Here is a 14,019-nt window from a genome sequence, read left to right as displayed (position 1 = left end):
GCGAGTTTTAAACCCCCATCCCGCAAAGGAGGGCTAATCATTAATACTTTAAAAAATTCTCCAACTCATCTGCCCTTTCCGCTGTCATATCCATAAAACAGCCAGCACTCATTACACGAACAATTGAACCGCCATCAGGGTCATAATAAAACTTACAGTTCGCATCCCGATACTTCATCCATAAACGCTGTGTATCTTGTAGCTCTTTTTTACGTGTTGCGCTTAAGGTATTCATCAAATTTTTATAAGCCTTATTCAAGCGCACATCTTGCCGTTTTGTTTCTGCTGCTATGCACTCCACCATGCTTGCAGTCACACCGCCAGCTTTGTCCATACAGCCATTAAATTGCTTACTTAGATTACGCTCACCTGCCTGCCCCATTTGCATAAAACCAAAAACACATAGCAACGAAAACATGATTTTCTTGAACATAGCGCTCTCTATTCTTTTCATTTTATTTTGAAATATTTATAGCCTTAAAGCCTTTATATAAACTTAGGCACCACAGCATTTCAAACTCACTTCAAAATACTGTGGCTCACTAGATAATCAATCAGATTAAGCTTTAGCAGTAAACTTAACGGATCACGCCCAACTTATTAAACAATTCAGGCGTTAAAAATGTCGTCACCAATTTATTTAAATCGATATAACGCACAACACCTTTTAGCTGATCTTTCACTTCAGGGGTTTTTAAAATTTCTTCACCCGTAATACTGCCTAACTCTTGAAAACTTTCACCTACCGCCTGAAGGCCTTCAGCTTTAATCACCGCTTGTGTTTGCGCAGAGCATTGCTCAGTCAAAATTCGTTGCAAAGTTTGCGCTAAGTTTTTATCTAACTGTGTACGCTGTTCTTCATTCACATTACTAAATTTTTTTAATTCTGGATGCGCCGATAACGCCACAAAAGTCCATTGCAATACCGCAGTTTTATCTGCAGCTGTGGTGGACTTCACTAAGCACTGACTCAACTGGTCTACAGTTTGCCCTGCATTCGCCACTTGCATGCCCGTCAGCATAGTAAAGGCCATAATAGCCGAGCAAATTAAACCAGAGCGTTTATTAATTTTTTGATTTACCACCAATGCCATGTGCTTACTCCAAAACGAAAACAGCCTAGTTGTACCACATTGGCAGAACTAGGCTGTTATTACTCTTGTAAATATTTAAAGCAAGTCACTTACATTTGACTCAGCATGTGCTTTGCCCCTGGATGATTATAATTTGTAGCAAGGTTTTGTAGTACACGTTTGGCTTGTCCTTTAGCATTTGGAAAGCGCGAGTTATAGCTTGAAATACTGGTTAAGCAACGCGCCACCAGCATGCCAGATTCAGTATAAATACGAGTACCGTCGGTGCCTTGTTGTTTGCCGTAGTTATAAGCCAACTGTGCATTGTTACATGCGTTATTTAAATTTTTACCGCTGTTAATATCACGGCGTGCAGCCACATATAGCTTCATCTGCTGTTGCTGTGAACTGTCAATAACACTCGCTCTGATAGGTTCTACTACAGAGGTTTCTTTTTTCTCTGCTGGCTCTTTAACTTCCTTCGTTTCTTTTACCAAGCTCGCTTTTGTAGCGATGGCTTTGGGTGTTGCTACTGGTGTTTTTTTAGTATTGGCTATGCTGAGCCCGGTATTTTTATAAAATTGTCTGGCTTCGCTGGCACTCATGAGCTGTACATTTAAGCGAATAGCGCGTGCATCGGGATATTGCGTTGAACGTACATCCGCCGTAGGTTCAATCGACACAATCCAGCTATTACTCTGCTGGCATTGATACGCACCAATTGCCTGTTTTACATTAGGCTCATTGTTCAAGCTGGTTTTAGTTTTAGTATTTTTGATATTGGCCAAATTACTTTTGTGCAATAGCGTAAAATGCCCACCATTGGCATGGCAATACTTTGCCAGCTGTGCACGGGGTATGAGTGATTGTGGCTCGGCCTGCTTATTGGCACGTCCCCATGCATATACGTAGTCTTGATCGCTTAAACGATTTTGCGTAATAAACTGCTCTGCAGATGTATAACGCGTCATTGGGTCTGCTCCCAAAGAATTCATCGTGGCGCAACCATGCAGTAGCATACTTGCACTACCAATCACTACCAAAGCTTTAGCTTTCACAGCCATCTACTCACTTATGATGGAACGCTAAATTTAAACGAAGTAGCCTAAAAATTCAATCATAAGTATTTGTTTTAAAAGTTATTTTTATATGAACGGCGTACTGTTTTTATTCCCAAAAAGCGACATAACCTACGCTTTTTAGCACAAAAATAGACTTGGCTAACGCTTCTGTTCAAACTTTTCAATTAACATTCAATCCTCTACATGCCGACCTACATTTACTGCGTATACGTTTTACGACCAACCTTAAGCTAGAACAGATCGTTTCAAAAAAAATCCCGCGTAAAGCAGGCTAAATTTATCATGCAATCAATTAAGCTTATTTATCGAGTGTCGATTCAAATGCTTTTAAACGCTTATAAATAGACAATAATTCAATAATCGTGGGCCACGATGAAATTAAATATTGAAACGATTCGCGTACTTTGCCAAATACATTACTAATCTGCATCATTAAACCCAAAGTAATCGCACCCGCAGCAATACTTGGAAACAACACGAATAAACCATAGAGATTATCTAACTGCATATACCAAATACGCACTAAATTAAAATAAGCATAATGGAAATATAATCTGAAATAGTTAAAGCGTACTTTACTAAAAAGCTCTTTCAGCGTTTGTGGATCGGCACGGTTTTCATAGTCTTCTCCATAGACCAATTCTTTACGGTAAGCCGCTTCTACTTTCTGATTATTAAACTCAAGGCCAGGCAGTTTATAACCTACTAACATTAAAATGACTGTACCCAAAACCGCCCACGAAATCGCAGCCCACACCAAGGCGTAGGGTATTTCACCTACAATAGGTAATGCTTTCACATGTGAAGATAAACTCAGCAATACGGGTAAAAAAGCCAACAGGGTCATGAGTGCTTCAACCAAGCTTACCCCTAAACTTTCAACAGTTTTGGCAAAACGCATGGTGTCTTCTTGAATACGCTGTGATGCCCCTTCAATATGGCGTAACTGTTCCCAATGTGCTGTGTAATAATCATTCATTGCAGTACGCCAGCGAAATACATAATGGCTCACAAAGAACAGATTAAATACAGCTGTGGTCACATACACCATCGCCACATACAAAAAAGTCAATACGCCACTATAGAGCTGGTTAACATCACCGCCACCACTACTGAGCATTTTTTGAATCAGGTCATAAAATGGGTTATACCATGCATTGACCACAACACTCATTTGCACACCAAACCAGATGTTAAACAAGATAAAAGCCGATCCCCAAACAGACCAAGCCTGCCATGGATTATTTGATTTCCATTTCCAAAACAGCGCAAATAGCGCAGTGGAGATAAAAAACCATAAATAAAACCATAAAAATGAGGCTGTCCAAAAACGACTAATTCCAATTGGAAGCTCTGCGGTGGCATAACCTTCTGCAAAACCAAGATAACTTCCCCAGCTTTCGCCACCGCTATACCAAAGGGCTAAATTGATGACAAACCACAGAATAAGCGATCCAAAAAACCATTTTGGATTTGGAAAAAAAGACTTGAACATAAGCGAATAAAGTTCCTTTTATTATTGCTCTTAGCATAGGGGCTGATCATAAAGCTTAAATCAAATTTTTATTATGATAATTTCAGTATTTTGATGATTCGTTTGTAAAAATTAAGTCTATTTTCAGTTCCATCGTATTTGCTTGTGACTACATATCCCAATAAATCTAGCCAATCCCTACAAGTAAAAACAGACATCCATTGCAAGCAGTACAAAGTAAACTATTTTCCTACAGTTCAATTCAAGCCTTTTTTACTTTTCATAGTCTAACAATCTGTTTTTGCTCAGCTCGTTTCGCTATGGGCAACCTAAAAACCAGCCTCTTTGATTATATTTATACGCCTACAACGATTATTTTTATAACCCCCTATAAAATAGCAATAAATATTAAATTCTAAAAATATTTTTATAAAATCATTGTTTAAAATATAACTCAAGAATGATCACAATTATGTATTAAAGTATGACCAAATTATTAAGCTGTTTTTATTTTATTGAACTATCGCTCAATATTTACAAAAATGGTTAAATAATAAAAATTATGTTATGCTTATTAAAAATACAACACCACTCGGGGAGGTATATATGGAAAACCTTGTCATTGAATTGCTTAAACCTGTGACACTTAAAAAAGAAAACTGTAACCCAATGATTTTTGAATCAGGTACAGTACTTAAAGTGATCATGCATACACCTGAAGGCCTATTGGTATCTGATGATTCGAACTTTAACTTCACCATTTCAATGAAAGACCAAAACACGATTTGGCGCGAAATTTAAATTAAAACTGTATTGCTGTATCTTTCATGAGCTTCCCCCAAAGCTCCACACACTCAGGTACAGCATTCAGCGTTTTATCCACATTCTAAAAAGGATTTAACTTGTGATTGAGTTAAACAGATTTATCAGCTCTCCCTACGGTCTAGTAATCCATTCCAGTTATACATCAAGTTATTTTGCGTGATTTAGAGAATTAATCAGTCACTCAAAATACATCTATATTTCTTATATACTGCGAAATAAGATTAAAGCAGATGACTTATTACCATATTTTGGCAGGCCTATATTTTTTGTATTGGTCTAAACTTTCACATCGACACATTCTTATTTCTATCATTATTATTTTCTTTAAAATCTAAAACGCTATCTGACATCATTACACCAAATGATCTGTAGCAGATCATTTTCATGGATATGCTTTGATCCATGGCCAAGGGAATAATAAAAACGTCAAGCTATGTCGCTTCACGCTTTAAAAATAAAACCCATCTGTTAAAATATGCATATAAAGCAAGCTGTTGCTAGTAATAGAAAGCACAAAGTTCTGCTTTTCTCTTATTCAAACCATAAAGTTTCATCTGCTTAATTTTTTTTAAAAAACCACAGAATAACAGCCATATCAAGCAACAACTTATTTTGTGAATCACACGCAGGAGTGATGATATTTCTAGTTTAGAACTGGCCATTACACTGGCAAAACAACACCATGCGACTCAAGTAGATAAAGCGGGCCAACCTTATATTGAGCATCCAATGCGAGTGATGCATCAAGTTGAAGGCACTGAGGCTAAAACCGTCGCCATCATGCATGACTTATTAGAAGATACTTCAGTCCGTACCAATGACCTGATTGAATTGGGCTTTGAACCAGAAATTTTGCAGGCACTACTTGCGCTTACCAAACAGCCACATGAGAACCGTTTTATAGCAGCACAAAGAACCAAGCAAAATGCTTTGGCATGTAAAGTGAAACTAGCCGATCTGGCAGATAATATGAACTTATCGCGCTTAGGCACGATTCAAGCCAAAGACCTTGCCCGACTCGCACAATACAATATTGTGAAAGCTCAATTACTCGAAGCAGATCAAATTTATGGTTGTATTCAAGCTTTGAAGCCAAGCACGGACTACCCTGCTTTTCACTATTCAACACGAGCACAAAACTATCAATATTTGTTAAATTTGATGTTTGATCAGACTGTTCCCTACTTAGCTCAAGAATGGTGGATTTTATTTGAAGATGCCTCACAGTATTTAAGCTGGTGTAAGCGTCATCAGCAACCTGCTGAACTGTCTTATTTTTTAGCATTAATTCATTGTACGGATCGCGTATTTTTCGATGGTCAATTTGTGGATGCACATTACCATGCTGTATTTAAACGGATATTTGAGCAATTTCAGGTGGCTATACTTGAGCCATAAGCCTTAGTGCCAAAGCATAAAAAAGTTTAAATCAGGCGCTTAAAATCAACTGCCAAATACCCCGCCCTCCCTTTCAAATCGGTTTGATTCAACTGCATGTATGAGCATATACATTCAAACAATTTAGAAAGGGATGATGATAAAAATACAGGTGTGTAACGATTCTTTAATGCTCACAATTGTGTGGGCGCTCACGGCTCATCCGCAAACGCTTGATCTAATTACAGCGACGTTTTAGACCAAATCGCACCTGCCTCCGCGTTGTATTGTCGTATCTTGGCTTGTTGATAGAAGCGTAAAAATGCCAATGCAAACACGATAGTGATTAAATCAATCCACCATAAAGTCATAGGGGTTGAAGCGATCAAACTAATTATAAAACTTACAGGTGCAACTAAGCTTAAAACTATAGCAATAGCCAATAACAACTCAGGTAATGCTTTGGCCGCGCCCACCATAAAACTATAGACCAGGCTGAAAATAAAGATCAGGTAATAACTATAGACCAGAAGATGGTTCATACTTTCTAAGCCTAAATTCGCCAAACTGCCCCAGCGTCCAATCGCCATACTAACCACAACCGCAAACACACAGCCCAAACATGCACCAATGCTTAAATTTGCAATAAAGCGCACATCTTTACGTTGTTGTACTGGAGCAAGTTGTGGATTTTTTTGACGTTTAATCCGCGACTCAATCCATAAAATATTGCCTGAATAAAATAAAAATGCCCCGCCGATCCCAAAGATAAAATACAGCCAACGAGTCAAGTCGCCACCATAATTACCAAAGTGCAAACTAAACATAGAGCGAATTACTTGATCCATCGCGGTGGCATGCGTATTTAAATTATTGGTTCTATACGGCTGAGTTTGATAAGGATTAAACATCATTACATCAAAGCGATCGCCACGCAGCATTTGCTCTGAGCTGTACAAATTGACACGTGCCGAAGCTTTCTCTGGTTTATCCAAGTTATTAAAGCTGATGGAGCTAATTTGATATTCAGGTGCTTGGCGCTGAATATTGGCAAAGATTTTTTCTACATTTAAGGGCTCGACAGGTTCAACCACTTTCATTGCGGGTGGACGTGCAGATAAAGGCTTATCTTTTGAGACTAAGCCACCAATCGCACCATAAATAACATCGTGATAAGCAAAAGCAATAACTGTCGCGCAAATTAAAATATGAAAAGGTAAACTGGTAATACCAATAACATTATGGGCATCAAGCCAAAAGCGCTTTTTATTTTTCCCTGCCCGAATGGCAAAATAATCTTTCACCAAAGTAGGTAGCAGTACAATTAAACCTGTCATTAAAGCTAAAAAGTACAAAACCGAAACAAAGCCCATGACATACATACCAACGGTATGATCGCCCAAAGTACCTGGAATACCTGCTGTTTCATGTAGTTGTTCAATGAGCCAACCCAACTTGGATAAGTTTTCCTGCTCAACATGCAAAGTTCCATCTTGTTCTAAAGTTGCCAACATCGCATTTTGATGCAGATCAATACTATGCTCATCATTTTTGACTTCAGTTGTGGCTTTCCATTGCATTGGCGCATAGTGAAACTCTTTAGAGTCGAGATTCAACTGAAAACTTTTCAGAGTTTCAGGATGCTGTGCTTGTACTTTTTCAACCAATTCATTGTATTGATGCGTTTCAATAGTATTTAAGCTTTGCGCTGGTGGTGTCACCCATCGACTGATTTCATGTTGAAACATGCTCAGCCCACCCGCAAAAAAGCAGATGAATAATAAAATGCCAGATGTAATCCCCACCCATGTATGTAATTCTTTGGCATGGCGAATAATATCGGTACGAACTTTCACAATGATTTATCCTCGAAACGCCAATAAAATGCCATAGGCTATACAATTCAATACGCTATAAATTAGAACAGCTTGCCAACCTTTGGGAATAAAATAAGCAATAAATACCAAAGGCAAATACAGCCAAGGTACAGACCACATGCCCAGTTGTGGCGCTAAGGCTTTGTCTAAATGCTGAAGTCCCCAAATCGTAATAAAAGATGCACCTGCAATCGATAGGCTTAAACCTAAAATCCAGCCTGCAAAGCTTTTCGACCACCAATCAGCTTGGATTTTTTGTTGAACGAGAAATTTCATGCGGGATATTTTTCTTAAATAAAGCAACAAAAGGAATTAATGACCAGACCACCAGTAGCGTCATGAGCCACATATACACGGCAACCAGCTTAAGCACAGACATCAACAGAAAGATGAGCGACACTAAAATTAAGCTAAGCCCAATATATAAATGGTGTTTGCGAAGTGACTGCTGGAGTAGATTTTGATGGCGATGGCTGAAATACAATAACAAGCACCCCATCATACAGAGAATGACAGCAAGGATTTTCATGGATCTAAACCCTATGGAGAGAACGAGTGATGTCAAAACAGTAAGGGTTGATATAGACATGAGACAGCCACTTGGGGTGACTGTCTCATGCCAATTTTAATAAACCCTAAAGGCTTAAAAGAGATGGATCCGTAAATTTGAACAACTCCTATAAGTGATATTCTGCTCCTCAAATGATGTTATAAACATCAATATATGGAGTATTTTATGGCACGTAGACCAAGAAGAAATCATTCAAATGATTTTAAAGCTAAGGTAGCACTTGCTGCGATTAAAGCAGAAAAAACACTTGCTGAATTGAGTGCTGAGTTTGATGTTCATCAAAACCAAATTATTGACTGGAAAAATCAATTGATCTCAGCTTCCTCGCAAGCTTTCGATCAATCAAAAGCTCCAACAGAACCACCCATCGATCTAAAAAAACTACATGCAAAAATCGGTGAGCAGGCATTAGAAATTGATTTTTTAGAAGGTGTGTTGAAGAAACTGGGCCGCTTCAACCACAAAAGTTAATCGACGACTCACTTCAGATTTCAGTATCTAAGCAAGCTAAGCTGCTGAAAGTCTCCCGTGGTTGTTATTACTATCGCCCAAAACCTGTGAGTGCATCAGATCTGAAGCTGATGCGATGTATTGATGAATTACATATGCAATATCCTTTTGCAGGCAGTCGTATGATGCGTGATTTGTTGAATCGTCAAGGACATCATATAGGACGACGTCATACACGTACTTTAATGAAGAAAATGGGTATTCAGGCGTTATATTGCAAACCAAATTTAAGCCAGGCTAATCAAGCTCACCGTAAATATCCATATCTGCTCAAAGGATTGGCTATTCAGCGCAGTAATCAAGTGTGGTCTACGGATATAACGTATATCCCTATGGCAAAAGGCTTTGTTTATTTATGTGCTGTGATTGATTGGCATAGCCGCAAGGTACTTGCGCATAGAGTATCGATTAGTATGGAGGTGGATTTTTGTATTTCGGCTTTAAATGAAGCGATTGAAAAATATGGTCGACCTGAAATATTTAATACAGACCAAGGCAGCCAGTTTACCAGTGATGCATTTATTGATGTATTGAAATCAAATGGCATTCAAATCAGTATGGATGGTAAAGGTCGATGGGTAGATAATGTGATGGTTGAACGATTATGGCGGAGCGTTAAATATGAAGAGGTGTATCTCAAAGCTTATAGCAGTGTCACAGATGCGAAAAAGCAATTAAGTGCATATTTTGAGTTTTATAATTTGAAACGACCTCATTCGAGTCTAGACAAAATGACACCAAATGAGTTTTACTATGATCAGCTACCCCAACAAAACAAGGTGGCTTAACTAGAGCGGAATATCACTTATAAATACGCTTTTAGTTGTTCAAACAAGTGGGACCACCTCTTAAATTAGAAGTCGAAACTTACGCCAAGCTTATAGGTACGGCCTGAACCAATAGTTGTGTATCCGCTGTTAAATACACCTGCCCAATATTTTTCATTCGTCACATTATCGACATTGGCACGGAAAGTCGTGTCTACACCACCAATATTGGTTTTATATTTTGCACCTACATCAAGCAAGGCATAGTCTGGTAACTCTAGGGTATTGGTATTATTTAGATATTGATTATCTACATAGTTGCCACGTGCATTGATACTTAAACCATCCACAGGGAGTTTGTATTCCACACCCAGACCTGCTGTAAACTCAGGCTGACCTTCAACTGTTTTGCCTACAATATTTGCCGTGGTGTTTTTGGTATATTTCACATCTATATATGCAAGATTACCCCAAATAATCACGTCATCTGTGACATTACCCGAGAAGCCATATTCCATGCCTTTTGAGGTTGTTTCGCCACCGTCTGTGGTAATTTGGGTGATGCTAGGATTATTAGAATCGGAATATTCAGAAGTGATGGTGCTTGGCTTTTCAATTTTATAAGCCGATAGCGTGTGTAACCAAGAACCGTGCTGATATTTGGCACCAATTTCATATTGTTTCGTTTCAAACGGCGCAAAGGTCTTACCAAAATTGGCATCTACAGTACTAGTGACCATGCTACCTTGTGATAGACCCTCAACATAACTCGCATATACCGATATATCTTCACCCCAAGGTTTAACCACAACCCCTAAGCTTGGAGAAACTTTGTCTGAACTATAATTATTTGCTGGTTTTGTTGGATTTTTAATATCGATGTCTTGATAACGTGCGCCCAAAATAAATTGTAGTTTGTCATCCAACATCGAAATTTGATCGGTCAATGAATAGCTAATGTAATCATTATCGGCTGTTTGAGAAATTGCTGGCTCAGCTGGCATTACACCGTCTTTGCTAGGGTTATATAAATTGGTCAAGAAGGTATTTTGACCTGCTGTACTATGCATATTGGTATCTCTATGCAAATAATCTGCTCTTAAACCCACAACATGTTTCACAGACCCTGTGTTAAATGCACCTTCCAAGCCTAAGTTGGCTGCAGTATTACGTTGGTTCATTTTCACATGGAAATAATAGGCTTCAGCATCACCCTTATTATTGAGTTTTTGTAGACGTGTGCCAAATAAATGCCCTTGGTATTTTTGTTCTGCCGTACCCACACCTGCAATCACTTTTAGATTATCCAGTAACTTATATTCCCCAGATAAGCCGACATAATTGGCCGATTGTTTACCCCAGATATTTGGAAAGTAATTTGTACGTCCATCAGGTGCATCGAGTACTGTTGAAGTCGTTGTAAATTGCACCATTGCTGGTGAACCACCCTTTCGATCATCATTCGTGGTATATGCATCTAAATTGATTTTTGCTCGATCTGTAGTCCAATCTAGGCCCATAACAGCTGAAATAGTTTCATCTTCAAGGCCATTAACAATATGTTCACCTTGACCATAGTTCGCACTTAAACGTGCACCAAATTCTTGATCTTGTCCAAATCGGCGTGCAACATCAAAGCCTGATTTATAAAATCCTTCTTCTTCAAAATTTGCTGTAACACGAGTCAATTCTTTATCTGCACGCTTGGTATTGGCAATAACGACACCGCCCACACTACCACCCGGCGCCATACCAGCGACTAAGGCATTAGGGCCTTTTAAAACAGTGACTGAACCTAAAATATCGGTAGATACTCGACCAGATGGTGCCATACCATAAGCGCCGTTTAAATTCAGGTCATCCCAATTGACATTAAAACCTCGAATATTAAAGTTTTCGTTTAAATGTCCACTGTTGGTTGTGGTACGAATACTTGGATCAATTTTCAGCACATCCATAATGGTATGTGCATGTGCGTCTTCTATGGCTTGTTGGCTGTAGTTACGAATCGTAAAGGGCGTATCTAAAATATCTTTTTCACCCAAAATATTAAGTGTCGCTTTTCTTTTTAATTTGCCCGTGACATCTGTTTCTTGTGAATCTGCTTTCACCACAATAGTTGGCATGGAGAAGCTTTCAGCTTCTGCAGCCACAACAAAACACGGACAAGCAAGCAAAGCTAAAATTAATATCTTACGTTCCACAGTCAAACCCCTCATTCAACAATTTAAATTTTAATAATTGCAAGAGGTGACTATATCATAATAATAACAATTCTCATTTACATTATTATTTAATATTTTATTTTAGTTTTATTTATATAGCTTTATGGCAAGCGAGTTTGAAGCAACAACATCAATTTATTTTTAAGGTTTTAACGCGACTTAATCAGTGCTTAAGTGCTACTTAATATGCTAAGAAAATATAATAAGTATTTAATTTATTTAAACTTAATTAAATAAAAAACATAAGGAGTTATAACAGCAGAAAAATTATTACTAATTATAATCGCTCGATCAAAAGCGAAGAATTGAGGAGACTCTAAAGTACCCGTCAATTCTTCTCGATAATTCAAATTAATTAAAACTTCCACGTATAATCAATATTTACACGTTGCTCTTTCGCTGGCTGGAATGTCGCTTTAGGGCCAAAGTCATTTTTATAATCTTCATGACGTAAACGAATAAATAAGCCTTTTAATTTGGTACTTTGCAATTGATAGCTCAACTCGATACCAAACTTTCGCTCTTCCAATGTTTCGCCCGGTTTTAGGTTTTCAAGCTTAATGTCTGTGCCTTTGGTATAGCGCGTCATAAGTTTTAAACCAGGAACCTGATTTTTAAAATCATAGTCATAACGCACAGACCATGCTTTTTCATTCGGGTTTAAAAAGTCCGTTGCCCACGCATCAATATAGGTATTGGCCTCACCACCACTTAAATATGGAAAACCTGTATCGCCCGAGTTATGAATATAGCCCGTGGTAAATTTATGGTTATCCACGCCGAGTGCCAATACGATATTGCCATGATGACTATCGACCTCGCCTGCCAGCTCCGCACCTGATTCCACCGTACGGAAATAACGGAAGTCGGTAAACAGATTTACCCGTTCATTAAAATGATGTGTATTGCGTACCCAAAATGTATATTGATCATACACATCCACTAAATTTGCAGTGTATAAAGCAAAGGTTGTTTCAGGTCTTAAATAATAATAACCACCCACATAATATAAGCCATCTGTTTCGACGGATTTGTATTTCATATTAGCGCCTGATAAGCGAATCTTTTCCCAATCAGTCGAGTTTCGATGATTCACGCGGTTCACATAACCCGCTTCCACTTTAATGTTGTCTACATCTTTTGATTCAACCGCGACACCTCGGTACTGCTGAGGTAATAAGCGGGCTGGCGAACCAACAATGACTGGATTCAGTGGCTGTAATGTGCCCACTTTTACTTCAGTTTCAGAAATTTTTGCCTTGGCTGTTAAGCTCGCTTCTGCCCATGTATCTACAGGATCGCCATTGTCTTTGAGCGGTGAAAGCCCCACTACACCTGGTGCATAGTCTTTATCGCCCCACAAGTTAATGCCCACCCCTGCATAGAGATCAACACCAAAACCCACCGTGCCTTCGGTAAAACCTGATTTGGCATTTAAAATAAAACCTTGTACCCATTGTTTGGCTGCAGGTGCGGCTGCATTAGGCTCAGTAAAATTACGATCCAAATAAAAATTACGTGCCGTCAACGTGACAGACCGGTCTTTTACAAAGTCCGCAAAACACAAGCTTGGTAATGTTGTTGCTATACATAAAGTAGATAGTACGAATGTTTTCATTGTCATTTCCCTAAGACAAAAAACCTCTATTCCATTGATGAATAATCAATAGAAACAGTGATAAAAATGAGTGATATAAAGTTAGAACTGCCTCACGGCAATGCATTAACGTGCGCTATAATTTTTCATTAAACTCTCCATAGAACCCCTATAAAACATCATCCTGATGCGCAAAAAATGGAGTACCCATCTAAAATGAATACTCCAAAACTCCATTACACGAGGGTAAATGCAGCGCTGGCTTTTCCCACTTCTTTACCGTTTTGATAAGCCACACTTTCAATATTTGAAATACGGCGGCCTTGGCGCACGAAGTACACTTCCACCTCAACAGGTGCAATATTGCATGGACGTAAGAATGAAACATTCATGGTGACTGTTGCCGATGGCTGGCCTTCTTGCGCAATAATCGCAAACAGCCCCATGGCATCGTCCAGCATGGAACACAGCATGCCGCCTTGCACATGCCCCATCGGGTTGGCAAATTCAGCACGTGGTTGGTAGCTGATACGGGCTTTCCAGCCATTTTCATGCTCAACCTGCTCCACCTTTCCACCCAAAAAGATGTGGATCGGTGGCGCTTGCATTTGATCTAAAAAAGCTTGTACATCAAAACTCAT

The 14,019-nt window shown here is 38.8% G+C and carries 12 protein-coding genes and 1 pseudogene; 3 read left to right on the top strand and 10 right to left on the bottom strand.

Annotated elements, in window-relative coordinates; translation table 11 throughout:
* Positions 1-40: 40 nt before the first annotated feature.
* The 4 genes from C9E88_RS04290 to sbmA form a co-directional block, all read right to left on the bottom strand.
* Complete coding sequence (locus C9E88_RS04290; protein WP_106984443.1) at positions 41-433, bottom strand: lysozyme inhibitor LprI family protein; 393 nt, start codon at positions 431-433, stop codon at positions 41-43.
* A 145-nt stretch (positions 434-578) separates the two neighbouring features.
* Positions 579-1,094 carry a hypothetical protein gene (locus C9E88_RS04285; protein ID WP_106984442.1) on the bottom strand — a complete coding sequence of 172 codons (516 nt, stop codon included), beginning with the start codon at positions 1,092-1,094 and terminating at the stop codon, positions 579-581.
* Positions 1,095-1,183: 89 nt separating this feature from the next.
* On the bottom strand, positions 1,184-2,137 hold the full coding sequence (locus C9E88_RS04280) for a hypothetical protein (protein ID WP_106984441.1): 954 nt from the start codon (positions 2,135-2,137) through the stop codon (positions 1,184-1,186).
* A gap of 316 nt (positions 2,138-2,453) precedes the next feature.
* A complete protein-coding gene (gene sbmA / locus C9E88_RS04275) occupies positions 2,454-3,650 on the bottom strand; it encodes a peptide antibiotic transporter SbmA (RefSeq protein ID WP_106984440.1) in 1,197 nt (398 codons plus the stop codon).
* 585 nt (positions 3,651-4,235) lie between these two features.
* On the opposite strand from sbmA, the gene C9E88_RS04270 reads away from it, so the two are divergent.
* Positions 4,236-4,430 (top strand): hypothetical protein, encoded by a 195-nt coding sequence (locus tag C9E88_RS04270; RefSeq protein ID WP_106984439.1) that lies wholly within the window; start codon positions 4,236-4,238, stop codon positions 4,428-4,430.
* A gap of 663 nt (positions 4,431-5,093) precedes the next feature.
* Positions 5,094-5,510: pseudogene (locus C9E88_RS17515) on the top strand (guanosine-3',5'-bis(diphosphate) 3'-pyrophosphohydrolase); the annotation flags it as partial.
* A 563-nt stretch (positions 5,511-6,073) separates the two neighbouring features.
* On the opposite strand, the gene C9E88_RS04260 reads toward C9E88_RS17515, so the two are convergent.
* From C9E88_RS04260 to C9E88_RS04250, 3 genes are read right to left on the bottom strand one after another with little or no spacing between them, the layout of a single operon-like run.
* Positions 6,074-7,687: a PepSY-associated TM helix domain-containing protein gene (locus C9E88_RS04260; RefSeq protein WP_106984437.1), complete on the bottom strand. Its 1,614-nt coding sequence runs from the start codon at positions 7,685-7,687 to the stop codon at positions 6,074-6,076.
* 6 nt (positions 7,688-7,693) lie between these two features.
* Positions 7,694-7,984, bottom strand: a complete 291-nt coding sequence (locus tag C9E88_RS04255; protein ID WP_106984436.1) for a hypothetical protein — start codon at positions 7,982-7,984, stop codon at positions 7,694-7,696.
* Entirely contained in the window at positions 7,950-8,237 is a 288-nt protein-coding gene (locus C9E88_RS04250) for a hypothetical protein (RefSeq protein WP_106984435.1), read from the bottom strand. The genes C9E88_RS04255 and C9E88_RS04250 overlap by 35 nt, the downstream gene beginning before the upstream one ends.
* A gap of 207 nt (positions 8,238-8,444) precedes the next feature.
* Between C9E88_RS04250 and C9E88_RS04245 the strand changes: the two genes are divergently transcribed.
* A protein-coding gene (locus tag C9E88_RS04245) for an IS3-like element ISAba14 family transposase (RefSeq protein ID WP_223155595.1) occupies positions 8,445-9,577 on the top strand; the annotation gives its coding sequence in 2 pieces (ribosomal slippage) (positions 8,445-8,697 and positions 8,697-9,577; 1,134 coding nt in all).
* 65 nt (positions 9,578-9,642) lie between these two features.
* On the opposite strand, the gene C9E88_RS04240 is transcribed toward C9E88_RS04245, so the two are convergent.
* The 3 genes from C9E88_RS04240 to C9E88_RS04230 all read right to left on the bottom strand — a co-directional run bounded on the left by C9E88_RS04240 (position 9,643) and on the right by C9E88_RS04230 (position 14,019).
* Entirely contained in the window at positions 9,643-11,760 is a 2,118-nt protein-coding gene (locus tag C9E88_RS04240; RefSeq protein ID WP_106986711.1) for a TonB-dependent receptor, read from the bottom strand.
* Positions 11,761-12,136: 376 nt separating this feature from the next.
* Complete coding sequence (locus C9E88_RS04235; RefSeq protein ID WP_162368827.1) at positions 12,137-13,399, bottom strand: OprD family outer membrane porin; 1,263 nt, start codon at positions 13,397-13,399, stop codon at positions 12,137-12,139.
* Between the two features lie 215 nt (positions 13,400-13,614).
* Positions 13,615-14,019 carry a PaaI family thioesterase gene (locus C9E88_RS04230; protein WP_106986713.1) on the bottom strand — a complete coding sequence of 135 codons (405 nt, stop codon included), beginning with the start codon at positions 14,017-14,019 and terminating at the stop codon, positions 13,615-13,617.

This window comes from Acinetobacter cumulans, assembly GCF_003024525.3.
Lineage (GTDB): Bacteria > Pseudomonadota > Gammaproteobacteria > Pseudomonadales > Moraxellaceae > Acinetobacter > Acinetobacter cumulans.
The sequence above is the reverse complement of the archived record's forward strand: the minus strand, read 5'-3'. Positions and strand labels throughout refer to the sequence as shown.

What these genes read in the sequence shown, in the direction of transcription:
- C9E88_RS04290 (WP_106984443.1), bottom strand. Translation starts at nt 433, where the DNA reads ATGTTCAAGAAAATCATGTTTTCGTTGCTATGTGTTTTTGGTTTTATG.
- C9E88_RS04285 (WP_106984442.1), bottom strand. Translation starts at nt 1,094, where the DNA reads ATGGCATTGGTGGTAAATCAAAAAATTAATAAACGCTCTGGTTTAATT.
- C9E88_RS04280 (WP_106984441.1), bottom strand. Translation starts at nt 2,137, where the DNA reads ATGGCTGTGAAAGCTAAAGCTTTGGTAGTGATTGGTAGTGCAAGTATG.
- sbmA (WP_106984440.1), bottom strand. Translation starts at nt 3,650, where the DNA reads ATGTTCAAGTCTTTTTTTCCAAATCCAAAATGGTTTTTTGGATCGCTT.
- C9E88_RS04270 (WP_106984439.1), top strand. Translation starts at nt 4,236, where the DNA reads ATGGAAAACCTTGTCATTGAATTGCTTAAACCTGTGACACTTAAAAAA.
- C9E88_RS04255 (WP_106984436.1), bottom strand. Translation starts at nt 7,984, where the DNA reads ATGAAATTTCTCGTTCAACAAAAAATCCAAGCTGATTGGTGGTCGAAA.
- C9E88_RS04250 (WP_106984435.1), bottom strand. Translation starts at nt 8,237, where the DNA reads ATGAAAATCCTTGCTGTCATTCTCTGTATGATGGGGTGCTTGTTATTG.
- C9E88_RS04235 (WP_162368827.1), bottom strand. Translation starts at nt 13,399, where the DNA reads ATGAAAACATTCGTACTATCTACTTTATGTATAGCAACAACATTACCA.
- C9E88_RS04230 (WP_106986713.1), bottom strand. Translation starts at nt 14,019, where the DNA reads ATGAGTTTTGATGTACAAGCTTTTTTAGATCAAATGCAAGCGCCACCG.